12 protein-coding genes are annotated in these 16,989 nt (G+C 32.5%); 9 read left to right on the top strand and 3 right to left on the bottom strand.

Annotation, left to right across the window (positions count from 1 at the left end; all coding sequences use genetic code 11):
• Nucleotides 1-31: 31 nt before the first annotated feature.
• From ACIQ06_RS08020 to ACIQ06_RS08010, 3 genes are all read right to left on the bottom strand, one after another.
• Entirely contained in the window at nt 32-1,000 is a 969-nt protein-coding gene (locus ACIQ06_RS08020) for an electron transfer flavoprotein subunit alpha/FixB family protein (protein WP_396145250.1), read from the bottom strand.
• A 95-nt stretch (nt 1,001-1,095) separates the two neighbouring features.
• Entirely contained in the window at nt 1,096-1,842 is a 747-nt protein-coding gene (locus ACIQ06_RS08015) for an electron transfer flavoprotein subunit beta/FixA family protein (RefSeq protein ID WP_298307949.1), read from the bottom strand.
• Nucleotides 1,843-2,195: 353 nt separating this feature from the next.
• Entirely contained in the window at nt 2,196-2,600 is a 405-nt protein-coding gene (locus ACIQ06_RS08010; RefSeq protein WP_396145248.1) for a hypothetical protein, read from the bottom strand.
• A 359-nt stretch (nt 2,601-2,959) separates the two neighbouring features.
• On the opposite strand from ACIQ06_RS08010, the gene ACIQ06_RS08005 reads away from it, so the two are divergent.
• The 9 genes from ACIQ06_RS08005 to ACIQ06_RS07965 all read left to right on the top strand — a co-directional run bounded on the left by ACIQ06_RS08005 (nt 2,960) and on the right by ACIQ06_RS07965 (nt 16,949).
• Complete coding sequence (locus tag ACIQ06_RS08005; protein WP_298303726.1) at nt 2,960-3,937, top strand: pyruvate dehydrogenase complex E1 component subunit beta; 978 nt, start codon at nt 2,960-2,962, stop codon at nt 3,935-3,937.
• A 79-nt stretch (nt 3,938-4,016) separates the two neighbouring features.
• A complete protein-coding gene (locus ACIQ06_RS08000) occupies nt 4,017-6,503 on the top strand; it encodes a DUF5686 family protein (protein WP_396145245.1) in 2,487 nt (828 codons plus the stop codon).
• A 21-nt stretch (nt 6,504-6,524) separates the two neighbouring features.
• Nucleotides 6,525-7,124: a DNA-3-methyladenine glycosylase family protein gene (locus tag ACIQ06_RS07995; protein WP_396145243.1), complete on the top strand. Its 600-nt coding sequence runs from the start codon at nt 6,525-6,527 to the stop codon at nt 7,122-7,124.
• Nucleotides 7,125-7,196: 72 nt separating this feature from the next.
• Nucleotides 7,197-7,730: an inorganic diphosphatase gene (locus ACIQ06_RS07990; protein WP_298303720.1), complete on the top strand. Its 534-nt coding sequence runs from the start codon at nt 7,197-7,199 to the stop codon at nt 7,728-7,730.
• 113 nt (nt 7,731-7,843) lie between these two features.
• Entirely contained in the window at nt 7,844-10,438 is a 2,595-nt protein-coding gene (locus ACIQ06_RS07985) for a sodium-translocating pyrophosphatase (RefSeq protein WP_396145241.1), read from the top strand.
• A 97-nt stretch (nt 10,439-10,535) separates the two neighbouring features.
• The gene (locus tag ACIQ06_RS07980) at nt 10,536-12,803 is read left to right on the top strand and encodes a family 20 glycosylhydrolase (RefSeq protein ID WP_396145239.1); all 2,268 of its coding nucleotides are present in this window, start codon (nt 10,536-10,538) and stop codon (nt 12,801-12,803) included.
• Nucleotides 12,804-12,814: 11 nt separating this feature from the next.
• The gene (locus ACIQ06_RS07975; RefSeq protein ID WP_396145237.1) at nt 12,815-13,807 is read left to right on the top strand and encodes an isoaspartyl peptidase/L-asparaginase family protein; all 993 of its coding nucleotides are present in this window, start codon (nt 12,815-12,817) and stop codon (nt 13,805-13,807) included.
• Nucleotides 13,807-14,475: a copper homeostasis protein CutC gene (locus ACIQ06_RS07970; protein ID WP_396145235.1), complete on the top strand. Its 669-nt coding sequence runs from the start codon at nt 13,807-13,809 to the stop codon at nt 14,473-14,475. The genes ACIQ06_RS07975 and ACIQ06_RS07970 overlap by 1 nt, the downstream gene beginning before the upstream one ends.
• A complete protein-coding gene (locus tag ACIQ06_RS07965) occupies nt 14,475-16,949 on the top strand; it encodes a glycoside hydrolase family 2 protein (RefSeq protein ID WP_396145233.1) in 2,475 nt (824 codons plus the stop codon). The genes ACIQ06_RS07970 and ACIQ06_RS07965 overlap by 1 nt, the downstream gene beginning before the upstream one ends.
• Nucleotides 16,950-16,989 lie beyond the last annotated feature (40 nt).

Here is a 16,989-nt window from a genome sequence, read left to right as displayed (position 1 = left end):
ATAGCTTATCACGTTTGAGTTAGTTTTATTTTTAGCTATTATTTGCTTTAAATTCTTTTAATTTTTGAGTCAATCTTGGAACAATGTCCAAAGCATCACCAACAATTCCGTAATCAGCTACTTTAAAAAATGGCGCTTCAGCATCGGTGTTGATAACCACTTTCACTTTTGAAGAGTTGATTCCGGCAATGTGTTGAATTGCACCAGAAATTCCTACTGCGATGTATAAATTACTTGCAACTGGTTTTCCTGTTTGACCAACGTGCTCACTGTGAGGACGCCATCCAATATCTGATACTGGTTTAGAACAAGCTGTTGCTGCTCCAAGAACTGATGCTAATTCTTCAATCATTCCCCAATTTTCTGGACCTTTCATTCCACGACCACCAGAAACAACGATATCAGCATCTGCAATAGTTACTTTTCCTGTTGTTTTCTCAACAGATTCAACTTTTACAGAAAAATCGGCATCGTTTAATGTTGGTGCAAAATCTTCTTCAGATAAAGAGGAAGCAGTTTCAACTAAACCAAAAGAGTTTTTGCTAATTGAAAGTACTTTTACATCTGTTGAAATTTCTGTGATATTGAATGCTTTGTTTGAAAAAGCGGTTCTTTTTACTTGAAATGGTGAAGTTGATAGTGGTAATCCAACAACATTTGATGCAAAACCTGCTTCTAATCCAACTGATACAAGAGGAGCAAGGTATAAACTGTCTGTTGTTGATGAAAGCACGATTACTTTTGCATCTTCTTTTTGTGCAGCTTGTTTTACTACATCGGCATAAGCTTTTGCGTTAAAGTTAGCCAACTTATCGTTAGTTACTTTTAAAACTTTATCTACACCATATTTAGATAACTCAGAAACATTTCCTGCGTTAACTGTTACAGCGGTTACTGTTGTGCCAATTGATTCGGCAACTTTTTTTGCATAAGACGCTAATTCGAAAGCTACTTTCTTGAATTTTCCGTCTGCTGATTCTGCATATATTAATACTGACATTTTTTTTAGTTTAAAAGGTTAAAAAAAGGTTTAAGAGTTTAAAAGGTTTGAGAGTTTAGTTTTAAAACTCGCAACCCGAAACTCGCAACCCGAAACTAGATCACTTTCGCTTCATTGTGTAAAGCACTTACTAATCCATCTAAATCGTCAGCTGAAAATAATTTCACTGCCGATTTTGCTGCTGGTTTTTCAAATTTCACCGCTTTAGTGTTATTGTCAGCTGCTACTGGCTCAAGTACAGTTAAAACTTTAGTTCTAGCTGTCATAATCCCTCTCATATTTGGAATACGTAGGTCTTTTTCTTCAACCAAGCCTTTTTGTCCACCTACAATTAATGGTAATGATGCCGAAACGATTTCTTTTCCACCATCAATTTCTCTTCCTACTTTTGCAGAAGTTCCGTCAACGGTCATTTCAACAGCTGAATTTACAAAGTTGTAACCTAATAAACCAGCTAACATACCTGGAACCATTCCACCATTATAATCTAATGATTCTTTTCCGCAAATTACTAAATCATAACCACCAGATTTTACAACTTCTGCCAATTGTTTTGCAACGAAGAAACCATCAGTTGGAGTTGCGTTTACACGAATCGCTTCGTTCGCTCCGATAGCTAATGCTTTTCTTAAAGTTGGTTCTGTATCTGGTCCGCCAACATTCACAACCGTTACGTTAGCTGCTTGTTGTTCTTGAAACCAAATAGCTCTAGTTAATCCGAATTCATCATTTGGATTGATAACATACTGAACTCCGTTGGTATCAAATTCAGAATCGCCATTCACGAAGTTGATTTTTGAAGTAGTATCAGGCACATGGCTGATGCAAACTAATATTTTCATTATATATTTTTTAAAAGTTTTTTCTGAGTGTAAAAGTATAAAATATATTTCGAATATTTGTATGCGTGCATACTATTTTTTTAAAAAAAGTCAGTATTATATCGATTTCGCTGATATTACTTGAAACCAAAAGAGAAGATTTAACTTTTGTTGAATTAAAAATTTAGATGAATTCAGGTGGAGTTGAAATGAATTGTTTTTTTATTCAAGAAAATTTTGATGCAAATTATTCGAAACTTTATTGGTTATTGTTTGGAATTATTTTGTTTTGGGTTTGGGATGTAATTCTACACTATCTACCGTGGAATATATCTGTATGGTCGAGTAAATTATTTTTTCATAATTTTATAATCTCAATTTCCATTATAAACAATATTATAATTAAAAGTTTCTACTTCGCCTAAAGTAAGCTCATATCTTTTATCAAATAAGTTATTATCTTGGATTTGAGTCCATGTGTTATTGTCAATTGTACTTTTCTTATACAACAAAATCCAAAGCTTTTTATTATCATTAAAAAAATAATCAGATAAACCGTTACTGAAAGTTTGATTAACCATTATTAATTTTGTTGGTTTTTCATTAAAATAGTCAGCATTTACGACCTCGTTATTCATGGTAATATGAATAAAAATGTCCTCGCTAGATGAATTTGTAACTTTAATATAATTTTCAGGATTATCTTCAGATGAGTCTGTTGGACAACCTGCGAGTGATAAACTAAAAATAGCAATTAAAAATAATTTAAAAATTTTCATAATATTAGTTTTATCTGATTAATAATTCTAGACTAGTTAAAGTATCTACAGGTATAAAAATATCTCCAACTACTCTCTAAACTCGATAGCGCGGATTTGCAATCCGTGTCAAAATTCTATATCAAAACAAATCTAATAAATTAATCACTTTGTTGTAGTTTTATTTTCTGACTTTTTTGAGTCTTAAAATTTTTATGAAGTATTGTTATAAATTCTATTTAAACAATTAAAATAATACATTACATCGTTTTCGTTAAAAACAAAATAGTAAATCTAACAATCTACCAATCTAAATATCCAATAATCTAAATAAAATTTTTACTTTTGCTATCCAAAATAGATTTTAAGAAACAATATATATGAGAACGATACAATTTAGAGAAGCGATTGCCGAAGCGATGAGTGAAGAAATGCGTCGCGATGAAGCCGTATATTTAATGGGTGAAGAAGTTGCCGAATATAATGGTGCTTACAAAGCATCAAAAGGAATGCTTGATGAATTCGGTCCAAAAAGAGTAATTGATACTCCTATTGCTGAGTTAGGTTTTGCAGGAATTGCAGTTGGTTCAGCAATGAACGGTTGTCGTCCAATTGTGGAATACATGACGTTCAACTTTTCGTTAGTTGGAATTGACCAAATTATAAATAATGCTGCTAAAATGCGTCAAATGTCGGCTGGACAATTTCCAATGCCAATGGTTTTTCGTGGACCAACAGCTTCTGCTGGACAATTAGGAGCAACGCATTCACAAGCTTTTGAAAATTGGTTTGCTAATACGCCTGGTTTAAAAGTTGTAGTTCCATCTACAGTTTATGATGCTAAAGGTTTGTTGAAAGCTGCAATCCGTGATAATGACCCAGTTATTTTCATGGAATCAGAACAAATGTATGGTGACAAAGGTGAAGTGCCAGATGGTGAATACATTATTCCATTAGGAGTTGCCGATATTAAAAGAGAAGGAACTGATGTAACTATCGTTTCTTTCGGAAAAATCATTAAAGAAGCTTTCATTGCTGCTGACGAATTAGCTAAAGAAGGAATTTCATGTGAAATTATCGACTTAAGAACAGTTCGCCCAATGGACTATGATGCGATTATCAATTCTGTGAAGAAAACAAATCGTTTAGTAGTTCTTGAAGAAGCTTGGCCTTTTGCAAGTGTGGCTTCAGAAATCACTTATATGGTTCAAGACAAAGCCTTCGATTTCCTTGATGCACCAGTTCAAAGAATTACAACTGCTGACACTCCAGCGCCTTATTCACCAACTTTATTGAAAGAATGGTTGCCAAATGCTCAAGATGTTGTTAAAGCAGTAAAAAAAGTAATGTACAAATAATATAATCTATTATATTTGAAGCTTCATCGGAGAAATCTTGATGAAGCTTTTTTTTTACCAAAAATTCGCAAATAGTATTATGCTTAAAAAAATATCTTTTTCTATAGTTTTTTTTCTTCTTTTTTCCTCTTTTGTTTTTTCCCAAACAAAAGTAAGTGGTGTTGTTATTGATAAGAAAAATCAACCAGTTTCGTATGCAAATATTGTGTTTAAAGGCTCTAACGAAGGAACAGTTAGTGATGAAAATGGTAAGTTTTACTTAGAATCAACTAAAAATTACACAACATTAGTAGTAGCTTTCGTTGGTTTTACAACTAAAGATGTAGATTTAGAAAAGCTGGTAACTTACAACATGAAAGTGGTTTTGAATGAAGAGGAAATGTTGCAAGAGGTTGTTATCTATAAAGGAAAAACATCAAAGAAAAACAATCCAGCATTAGATATTCTTAGAAAAATTTGGGAAAGAAAAAGAAAGAATGGCTTGCGTATGTTTGATCAATATCAATACGAAAAATACGAGAAAGTTGAATTTGATTTGAATACCATAGATAGTGCTTTTATGAAGCAAAAAATCTTCAAAGGAATGGAGTTTGTTTTCAATAAAGTAGATACTTCTAAAGTCACAGGGAAAACCTATTTGCCTATTTTTATCAACGAATCTATGTATGATGTCTATGGTGATAATAAATTAAAGAAGGAAAAATCAATTATCAAAGCCAATAAAAACTCAGGTTTAGGAAATGGCGATGGAGTAAACACTTTTATTAAAGACCTTTACAACGATTACAATATCTACAATAATCATTTAACTTTTTTTGATAAAAGTTTTACAAGTCCACTTTCAACCACTGGAATAGATGTTTATAATTATGTTTTAAGAGATAGCTCTTTTATTGATAATAAATGGTGTTACAATATTGTGTTTTATCCAAGAAGAAAAAACGAACTAACTTTTAAAGGAGATTTTTGGGTTAATGATTCTACTTATGCAATCAAAACCATCAATATGGCGGTTTCTAAAAGTGCTAATATTAACTGGGTTAAAGATATTTATATTGAACAAGAATTTGAAGTGGTAAATGATTCTGTTTTTCTTCTTACCAGAGATTACATGATGTCAGATTTTGCAATCAACAAAAAAGAAGAATCTAAAGGTGTTTATGGAAAACGAACAACTTTAGTAAGAAATCATAAATTTAACGAAGTAAAACCCGATAAGTTTTATAAAGAAGAAGTCAATTTTATTGATAATGCTGTTTATACTAAATCAGATGAATATTGGGAAGAAAACCGATTTGAGAAACTAAATAAAGATGAAATTGGAGTTTACAAAATGCTTGATACTTTAAAAACGGTAAAAAAATTCAAGCAAATGTATAATCTTGTAACCATTTTAGGTAGCGGATATATACAAAAAGGAAATATAGATTTCGGACCTATTTTTTCAACCTTTGGGTACAATGTTGTAGAAGGAATTCGAGTTAGAGTAGGAGGAAGAACCTATTTCGGACCAAACGATAAATGGCGTTTCCAGGGATATACTGCTTACGGATTTGATGATAATAAATTCAAATATGGTTTGTCAGGAAAATGGATGGTGGATTCTAAAAGACGAATTATTGTTGAGGCCGGAAATAGAAGAGATGTAGAGCAAATTGGAGCCAGTTTAACAACAACAAATGATGTTTTAGGAAGAAGTTTTGCATCTTCTGCTTTATTTGCTTCTGGGAATAATGGAAAATTAACTAATATCAATCTTACCATGGCTTCTGTTGAAATAGAGCCTATAAAAAATTTAATTTTTAAAACAGGATTTTCTTATCGTACCTTAGAATCAGCCTCACCAACATTTAGTTTAGATTATTATTCTGATGATACTTATACAACAACTAAAAGTGAAGTAAAACAATCTGAGGTTAATCTTCAAGTAGAATATACTCCTGGACGAAAAACAGTAGGTTATGGAGTAGAACGTCTTAATGTAGATAGTCCGTATAGTCGCTTTTTTGTAAATTACAGTCAAGGATTTAAAGGTTTAATAGACAGTGATTTTGATTATAGTAAACTACAATTATATTACAAACAACCCATAACAATAGGACCATTAGGAAGAACAAACTTGACTATGGAACTCGGAAAAACTTTCGGACAAGTGCCACTTGGATTGATGAGTGTAATTCCCGGAAATCAAACCTATTTCATTATTGGCAACACCTTTAATAATTTAAATTTTTATGAGTTTGTTTCCGATGAATATGCCACTTTACAATGGGATCATAATTTCCAAGGAAGATTACTATCTAGAATTCCATTGATGCGAAAACTTAATTGGAGAGAAATCATTGGTGTTAGAGGAGTTTATGGTTCTATTTCCAATGAAAATCAATTAATCAATGCCTCAGGATTAGTGTATAAAGCACCAAAACAACCTTATTGGGAATACAGTGTCGGAATCGGAAACATATTTAAAGTATTCCGAATTGATGCTAGCTGGAGAGGAAATTACAGAGATATTCCGGGAACAAATAATTTTACAATTAAAGGAGAATTTGGTTTCTATTTTTAATTCAATCTAGTTTCTTTAATTATGGAGCAATTTGTTGAATTTCTGACTTCTAAAGATGAAACTTTAAAATTTATTCTTGATACTTACGGCAATCCAATTATTCAAAAGCGCCAAGAAGGATTTGCTTCGATGTGTCATATTATTCTTGAGCAACAAGTTTCAATAGAATCTGCCAAAGCATGTTATGTTAAATTAGAAAATTATTTCAAGAAAATCACACCAGAAAATATCTATTATTCTTCTGATGACGAATTAAAATCATGTGGTCTGTCACGACAAAAAATAGTTTACCTCAAAGATTTAGCATCTAAAGTACTTTCCAACGAAATTAATTTCGATAGCTTTTCATCTAAATCCGAACAGCAAATCCGCTCCGAATTAATTACTATAAAAGGAGTCGGAAATTGGAGTATTGAAGTCTATTTAATGTTTTGTCTTCAGTCACCAGATGTTGTACCGCTTGGCGACATTGCGATTAAAAACACATTAATAGAGTTATACAATTGTCAATCACTAGAAGAAATGGAACAAGTTTCTAATCGTTGGAAACCTTATAGAACTTTTGCTTCATTTGTTATTTGGCATTATTATCTAGTTAAAAGAAATAAAATTAAATTGTAAATTTACTATACATTTCTTTTGCTTTTTTCTTTTATTACTTACCTTTGCGACCCTTTAAAAAAAGAAAGTAAAATGACTGCAGATAAATTGAAAACATTCGATGTTTTAATCGAAATTCCAAGAGGAAGTAGAAATAAATATGAATATGATTTTGCTATAAAAAGAATGCGTTTTGATAGAATGTTATTTTCATCAATGATGTATCCAGCAGATTATGGATTTATTCCTCAAACATTAGCATTAGACGGCGATCCGTTAGATGTATTAGTTTTAATTAACGAACCAACATTTCCAGGTTGTGTAATCGAAGTAAAACCTATAGGAGTTTTCCATATGGCTGATGATAAAGGCCCAGATGAGAAAATAATTTGTGTTCCTGTTTCTGATCCAATATGGAATACTTTAGAAAATTTATCTGATATCAATCCACACTTATTAAAGGAAATTGAGCATTTCTTTCAAGTTTATAAAGATTTAGAAAACAAGCAAGTAGATGTAGAAGGTTGGGGTGATGTTAAAGAAGCCTACAGAATCATTAGAGAATGTGTAGATCGTTTTGAAGCAATCCCTGATAGACCAAAAGGATTATTCAGTATAAAAAGTTAATAACATTATTAATAAAAGACAATTTAGATAAATTTAAATTGTCTTTTTTTTTATATGTTTGTTAACATTAATAAATAGTAACAAACATTAACAACCTATCTAATTAGTTTATTATGAATGAATTTATGATTTATGTGCCAATAGTCATGGCATTAATAGGATTAGCTTTTATGGCAATCAAAAGATCTTGGGTATTAAAACAAGACGCTGGAGATGGAAAAATGAAAGAAATTTCAGATTACATCTACGAAGGTGCCTTAGCTTTCCTTAAAGCAGAATACAGATTATTAGCTTTCTTCGTAGTTGGAGCAAGTATTGTGTTAGCTGGAATTTCTTTTATAGTTCCAACAACACATATATTAATCGTAGTTGCATTTATTTTTGGAGCTTTCTTTTCAGCTTTAGCAGGAAACATGGGAATGAAAATTGCCACAAAAACTAACGTAAGAACTACACAAGCTGCTCGTACTAGTTTACCACAAGCATTAAAAGTTTCTTTTGGTGGTGGAACTGTTATGGGACTTGGAGTTGCTGGTTTAGCAGTTCTTGGTTTAACAGGTTTCTTTATTATATTATTCCAATATTTCATGAAAGGTGTTTGGACTTCTACAGAAGACATGACTATCGTTCTTGAAACTCTAGCTGGTTTCTCTCTTGGAGCAGAATCTATCGCTTTGTTTGCTCGTGTTGGTGGTGGTATTTATACAAAAGCTGCCGATGTTGGTGCTGACTTAGTAGGTAAAGTTGAAGCTGGAATTCCAGAAGATGATCCAAGAAATCCTGCTACAATTGCAGATAACGTTGGAGATAACGTGGGTGACGTTGCTGGTATGGGTGCCGATTTATTTGGTTCTTATGTGGCTACAGTTCTTGCTGCAATGGTTCTTGGGAACTACGTAATTAAAGATATGGGTGGTAAAATCGAAGACGCTTTTGGTGGAATCGGTCCAATTTTATTACCAATGGCTATCGCTGGTTTTGGAATCTTATTCTCAATCATCGGTACTATGTTAGTGAAAATATCAAGTGATGATGCTAAAGAAAAACAAGTTCAAGGTGCTTTAAACGTTGGAAACTGGGTTTCTATTGCTTTAACAGCTGTTTCATGTTTTGCTTTGGTAAAATATATGTTGCCAGAAGTAATGCAAATGGAATTCTACGGCGAAGGTTTAAAAGAAATTTCTTCAATGAGAGTTTTTTATGCAACAATCGTAGGTTTAGTAGTTGGTGGAGTTATCTCTTCTGTAACTGAATATTACACAGGTTTAGGTACAAAACCAGTTTTGGCAATTGTACAAAAATCTTCTACTGGAGCAGGAACTAACGTAATTGCTGGTTTAGCTACTGGTATGATTTCTACTTTCCCAACAGTATTATTATTTGCTGGTGCTATTTGGGCTTCTTATGCTTTCGCTGGTTTTTACGGTGTAGCTCTTGCAGCTTCTGCAATGATGGCTACAACTGCAATGCAATTAGCAATTGACGCTTTCGGACCAATTTCTGATAACGCTGGTGGAATCGCTGAAATGAGTGAATTACCTAAAGAAGTTCGTACTCGTACAGATATTTTAGATTCAGTTGGTAATACAACTGCTGCAACAGGAAAAGGTTTCGCAATCGCTTCTGCTGCTTTAACATCGTTAGCTTTATTTGCTGCTTATGTAACTTTTACAGGAATTGATGGTATCAACATCTTCAAAGCTCCAGTATTAGCAATGTTATTTGTTGGAGGTATGATTCCTGTAGTTTTCTCTGCTTTAGCAATGAATTCTGTTGGTAAAGCTGCAATGGACATGGTATATGAAGTACGTCGTCAGTTCAAAGAAATTCCAGGAATTATGGAAGGAACTGGAAAACCTGAATATGGTAAATGTGTTGAAATTTCTACAAAAGCTGCATTACGTGAAATGATGTTGCCAGGAATCTTAACTATTGGTTTCCCAATTGCAATTGTACTTTTAGGTAAATTAGTTTACGGAGATAACAACCAATTAATTGCCGAAATGTTAGGTGGTTATATGGCTGGAGTAACAGTTTCTGGTGTACTTTGGGCTGTGTTCCAAAACAATGCTGGTGGTGCTTGGGATAATGCTAAAAAATCGTTTGAAGCTGGTGTTGAAATCAACGGTGAAATGACTTACAAAGGTTCTGATGCTCATAAAGCTGCTGTAACTGGTGATACTGTTGGTGATCCATTCAAAGATACTTCTGGTCCATCGATGAACATTTTAATCAAATTAACTTGTTTAATTGGTTTAGTAATAGCTCCAATTTTAGGTGGACATACAGCAGGTGCAGCAACTGATAAAGCTTCATGTTGTGCTAAAACCGAACAATGTGCTTCAATGAGCAAAGAAGAGTGTGAAGAAAAAGGATGTACAAACGCTTCATGTGAAGTTAAAGGTGCTGCTACAGGAAAATGCGATATGAGCAAATGCGCTTCAATGACCAAAGAAGAGTGTGCAGCAATGTGTGACGAAAATGGTTGTTCTGCAGAAGACAAAGCTAAATGTATGGCTATGTACGATGAAAATGGTAAATTTAAAGGTGAAGTAAAAGAAAATATTTCAGTTAAAGTTATCATGGAAAAAGTAAGTAATGATAAAGTTAAAGCTACTGTTACTAAAACAAATAATGGTAAAGTAACTGAAGAAATTATTGAAGGAACTGAAGCTGAAGTAAAAGCTAAAGTTGACGCTATAAAATAATAGAATAAAATGTTTTATATAAAATGCCTCACGAAAGTGGGGCATTTTTTTTTGACTTTTTTTATGTAAATTTAGCCATTGATAAATTCAAAATTGCATGAAAAAGAAATTTCTATTTTTACTACTATTGATTTTCAACACTGTTTTTTCACAAAATCAATTACCTATAATTCCATATCCTTCTCAAGTAGAGTTAGGCTTAGGGAATTTTGTGTTTAGCGATAAAACTACAATACAAGCCTCTGAAAATTCATTTGAAGCAAAATATTTGAAAGAAATAATTAGATCAAAATCAGGATTAGATTTAAGTATAAGTGAAGTTTATAGTTCAAATAGTATTCAGCTTATAATGAAACTTCCAGATACTATAAATTTTGATAAAGAACACTATGAATTAAATATATCAAATAGTAAAATCACAATAACCTCATTTTCAAATCAAGGAATTTTTTATGGAATTCAAACACTTTTACAATTAATTCCTTCTGATAAAAAGAATGAAATCGCAATACCTTGTTTATATATAAATGATTATTCAAAATACAAATGGCGTGGAATGCACCTTGATGTAAGCCGACATTTCTTTCCAAAAGAGTTTATTAAAAAGTACATTGATTATCTCGTTAGATACAAAATGAATGTTTTTCACTGGCATTTGACCGATGATCAAGGTTGGCGTATTGAAATAAAAAAATATCCAAAACTTACCGAAATCGGAGCATGGCGAAAAGGTTCGATGATTGGTCACTACAGAGAACAAAAATTTGATGATAAACCTTATGGAGGTTTCTACACACAAGAGGAAATTAAAGAAATTGTAGCTTATGCAACAGAACGTCACATTACGGTAGTTCCAGAAATTGAAATGCCTGGACATGCAGTAGCTGCATTAGCTTCATATCCTCAATATTCATGCACTGGTGGACCTTTTGAAGTAGCATTAAAATGGGGTGTTTTAGATGATGTGTTTTGTCCAAAAGAAGAAACTTTTGAATTCCTAGAAAATATTTTATCAGAAGTATTGACTTTATTTCCATCGGATTATATTCACATTGGTGGCGATGAGTGCCCAAAAACAAGATGGAAAAAATGTGCTAATTGTCAATCAGTTATTAAACGAGAAGGATTAAAAGACGAGCATGAATTACAAAGTTATTTTATTCGAAGAATTGAAAAATTTGTAAACAGCAGAGGAAGAAAAATAATGGGTTGGGATGAAATTCTCGAAGGTGGTTTGGCACCAAATGCCGCTGTAATGAGTTGGCGCGGAACAAAAGGCGGAATTGAAGCTGCTAAACAAAATCATTTTGTAGTAATGACACCAGGTTCACATTGCTATTTTGACCATTATCAAGGTGAACCAAAAAACGAACCTCTGGCAATTGGAGGTTTCACAACAGTTGAAAAAGTGTATGGTTTTAATCCAACACCAACAACTCTAAATAAAAACGAAGCCAACTATATTTTGGGAGCTCAAGGAAATGTTTGGACCGAATACATGGAAGATGCGAATAAAGTTGAATATATGATTTTCCCAAGAATGTTGGCGCTTTCAGAAGTACTTTGGGGCACATCTAATATTGAAAAATATAAAGATTTTCAAGATAGAATGATACAACATTTTCAATATTTTGAAGAAAATAAAATCAATTACAGCAAGGCAATTTTCGAATTAACCTCCAAAATAAGCCAGTCAGAAGTTGATAAAAATATTCTATTTTCAATAAAATCATCCAAAAATCAAGAAGGAATCCGATTTACTTCTGATGGTTCTAATCCTAGTTTAAATTCTAATAGTTATCAAAATCCAATTGCAATTACAAAAAGTCAAACAATTAAAGCCGCTTATTTTGAAAACGGAGAACAAAAAAGCGCAACCATCGAACAATCATTTTCTATAAATAAAGCAACAGGTAAAAAGATTTCTTTACAAAATCAACCTAGCGAAAGTTATGCTGCAAGTGGTGCTTTTACATTAGTTGATGGTGTTATTGGTGATAGACAAAAGTTTGGTCGAGATTGGCTCGGATTTTCAGGTAAAGACATGGATGCAATCATCGATTTAGGAAAAGTTGAGGTTATAAATAAAGTTTCAATAAGTAGTTTAGCTAATGAAGGAAGTTGGATTTATTTTCCAAAAAGCATTGAATTTTTGCTATCCGATGATGGTGTAAATTTCAAAAGTTTGCAATCAATTTCAGCTAAAGAAATTACTGAAAAAAGAGGAGAAATTACAATTGAAGTAAAATCCGTAAAGGCAAAATTCATAAAAGTAATTGCTTCAAATTTGGGTAAAATTCCAGAAGGAAATCCTGGCGCAGGTTCAAATGCATGGTTGTTTATTGATGAAATTGGAGTAGAATAAAAAATATAAGTATGGCAAATCGTAGAAATTTTATTAAAACTGCTGCTATTGGTTCGGTAGCCATTGCTTTGAATTCGTTCAAAACAAAAGAAGATGATGTCGAGTTTGATGATGCTAAAATAAATAAACCAATAGTTATTTCGACATGGAATTTCGGTGTTCAAGCCAATGGAGCCGCATGGGAAATCCTAAAAAACAATGGAAGAGCTTTAGATGCTGTTGAAGCTGGAGTGAAAATTCCTGAAGGCGATCCAAACGAAAGAAGTGTTGGCTATGGCGGAAGACCAGACAGAGATGGTAGAGTAACACTAGATTCATGCATAATGGACGAATTTTCAAATATTGGTTCGGTTGCTTGTTTAGAGCATATAAAACATCCTGTTTCTGTGGCAAGAGCTGTTATGGAAAAAACACCACACGTAATGTTAGTTGGTGATGGAGCACTACAATTTGCCCTTTCTCAAGGGTTCAAAAAAGAAAATTTGTTAGTAGAAGCATCAGAAAAAGAATGGAAAGAATGGCTTAAAACAAGTGAGTATTTACCGAAAGCCAATATCGAAAATCACGATACTATTGGAATGATTGCATTAGATAGTCACGGAAATTTATCTGGAGCATGTACCACAAGCGGAATGGCTTTTAAAATGCACGGTAGAGTTGGAGATTCACCAATTATAGGCGCTGGTTTATATGTAGACAACGAAATCGGAGCTGCTACGGCTACAGGTCACGGAGAAGAAGTGATACGAATTACAGGTTGTCATCTTGTAGTAGAATTGATGCGTCAAGGAAAGTCACCACAAAAAGCTTGTGAAGAAGCCGTTGCTAGAATTGTAAAATTGACTAAAAATCGAGGAAAAGAACTCAAAGATATTCAAGTAGGTTTTATTGCTTTAAATAAAAAAGGGCAATACGGTTCATATTGTATTCAAAGCGGATTTAATTATGCAGTTAATGATAATTCCGGAAATAAATTAATTGACGCTGCTTATTATTTGAAGTAATGAACAAATTAGAAATTGCATGTTTTAATGTTGAATCGGCTAAAATTGCTTATGAAAATGGAGCAGATAGAATTGAATTATGCGACGGATTTGAAGTTGGCGGAACTACTCCAAATCCAATGAATGTTATTAATACTAGAAAATTTTTATCTTCAGATTTGTTTGTAATGATTCGACCACGTGGTGGAGATTTCGTTTATTCTAATGAAGAGTTTGAAAAAATAAAATCGGATATTTTAAATATTAAATCGTTACAAGTCAATGGTTTTGTTTTTGGAATTTTAGATGAAAATAATAAAATAGATATCGAAAGAAATACCGAATTAGTAAATCTAGCCAAGCCATTTCCATGTACTTTTCACCGTGCTTTTGATGAGGTTGCAGATTATGAGCAAGCTTTAGAAGATGTCATTTCTTGTGGATTTTCGACTATTTTAACATCAGGAACGCACTTCAATGTTATGGATGGAATTGATGTTTTAAAAAAGTTGGTTCACTTAGCACAAAATAGAATTACAATTATGCCTGGTGGTGGATTACGTTCTACAAATATCAATGATGTTCAAGAAGTAACACAAGCCACTTTTTATCATTCTTCAGCTATTATTGATGGAACTCAAATTGCAAATCCAGAAGAAATTTTCAAATTAAAAAGTAATTTAAAGTAATGAAGCGTCAATTTAAATTTTTAATTCTAATGCTGTTACCATTAATCTTATGGTCGCAAAATTCTGAACGAAATTTGAATTCTGAAAATTGGAGTTTTAAAAAAATATCCGATTCCAATTGGCTTCCAGCGAAAGTTCCAGGAACAGTTCACACCGATTTATACAACAACAAAATTATTCCAAATCCTTTCTTCGGAAACAACGAAAAAGACTTGCAGTGGATTGAAAATGAAACCTGGGAATATCAAACCAGTTTTAAAATTTCAAAAGAAGAATTAAAAAATCAAAACACCATTTTACAATTTGAAGGATTAGATACTTATGCCGAAGTCTTTTTGAATAATGAGAAGATTTTAGATGCCAATAATATGTTTCGAACATGGAAAGTTGATGTGAAAAACAATTTGAAAGTTGGTAAAAATAATCTAAAAATTGTTTTCAAATCGGCTGTTGAAATTGGTAAAGCAAAAGCTCAAAAGTTACCTTGTACATTACCTGAAAAAGAGCGAATTTTTTCAAGAAAAGCGCAATATCATTTTGGTTGGGATTGGGGTCCAAGATTTGTAACCTCTGGAATTTATAGACCAATAAAACTTCTTTTTTGGAATAATGCTACAATAGAAAATGTACGTTTCGAACAAAATGAACTCGGTAATAATCTTGCCAAAGTAAATTTTAGTTTCACCATCAATGTTCAAAATGCAGGAGATTATGTGATAAAAATGGACATAATGCCGTTCAGGTTCAAGCTCAAAAAAGGGATTAATGTAGTTAATGTTCCTATCGAAATTAAGAATCCGATTTTATGGTGGTGCAATGGTTTGGGTGTGCCACATCAATACTTATTTCGCTTTTCATTAGAAAAAAATAATGATAAACTTGATGATAAACTTATAAAAGTTGGTTTGCGAACCATCGAGTTAATTCAAGAAAAAGACAGCGTAGGTAAAAGCTTTTATTTCAAATTAAACGGAAAACCAGTTTTCATGAAAGGTGCCAATTATATTCCACCGGATAGTTTTTTACCAAGTACTACAACTTCTACATACAAAGACATTGTACAAAACGCTGTTGATGCTAATATGAACATGCTGAGAGTTTGGGGTGGAGGCGTTTATGCAGAAGATGCTTTTTATGATGAATGTGATAAAAACGGAATCTTAGTTTGGCAAGATTTTATGTTTGCTTGCGCCATGTATCCTGGAGATGAGGAATTTCTTGATAATGTAAAAAATGAAGTAATCGACAATGTAACTCGTTTGCAAAACCATCCAAGTATTGCGCTTTGGTGTGGCAATAATGAGAATGACGAAGGCTGGAAAAATTGGGGTTGGCAAAAACAATTCAAGTATTCGAAGCAAGATTCCATTCAAATTTGGAACGATTATGAAAAACTATTTCATCAATTAATTCCGAAAACATTAGATAGTTTATTGTCCAAAAAAGAGAATCGATATTGGCCCTCATCACCATCAATTGGTTGGGGTAAAAAGGAGAGTTTGACACAAGGAGATTCACATTATTGGGGTGTTTGGTGGGGCAAAGAGCCTTTTGAAATTTACAAACAAAAAGTAGGTCGCTTTATGAGTGAATATGGTTTTCAGGGAATGCCCAATTTCGAAACATTAGAAAAAGTCATCCCGAAAGAAGACTTGAATTTTACTTCCGATGCCTTTAAAAATCATCAAAAACATCCTACAGGTTTTGAAACCATAAATGAATATATGTCACGCGATTTTCCGGTTCCAAAATCTATAGAAAAGTATAATTATGTGTCGCAAATTTTGCAAGCTTACGGAATGAAAACCGCTATTGAAGCCCATCGACTTGCAAAACCTTATTGCATGGGCTCTTTGTATTGGCAATTGAATGATTGTTGGCCTGTGACTTCGTGGAGCACTTTAGATTATTATGGAAATTGGAAAGCGTCTCATTACCAAGTGAAGGAAAGTTTTGCGCCTACACTTTTAGTTGTAACAGAAAATACTAATGGACTTTCAGTTGTTGGAAGTAATGACAATATTGAAGTACAAAAAGGAACACTAAATGCTAAACTAATTGATTTTTCTGGAAAAGAACTTTGGACGGCTTCAAAACAATGCTCACTTACTACTGAAAAAAACAACAATTGTATGGATATTCTTTTTACTGAATTACCAAAATTTGCAAAAGAAAAAACGGTATTACAATTAGAATTTATATGCAAAAACAAGAAAATAGTTGCCTATCATTATTTTGTTAAACCAAAAGATCTACAACTAGAAAAGCCAACTATTGAAATGAAAATTGTAGGCGAAACATTAATTGAACTTAAAACAAATACGTTAGTTAAAAATTTGTATTTACAATCCAATGATAGTTTTTTTAAAGAAAATTATTTTGATTTATTACCAGGAATTTCCAAAATCATCAAGACTAATAAACCATCAGTAAATATAAAGATGGTTTCTTTATTTGATATGTTAAATGAATAAAAAAAGCACCTCAATTGAAGTGCTTTATATATTAGAATAA

This window comes from Flavobacterium sp. (assembly GCF_044341265.1).
Lineage (GTDB): Bacteria > Bacteroidota > Bacteroidia > Flavobacteriales > Flavobacteriaceae > Flavobacterium.
The sequence above is the reverse complement of the archived record's forward strand: the minus strand, read 5'-3'. Positions and strand labels throughout refer to the sequence as shown.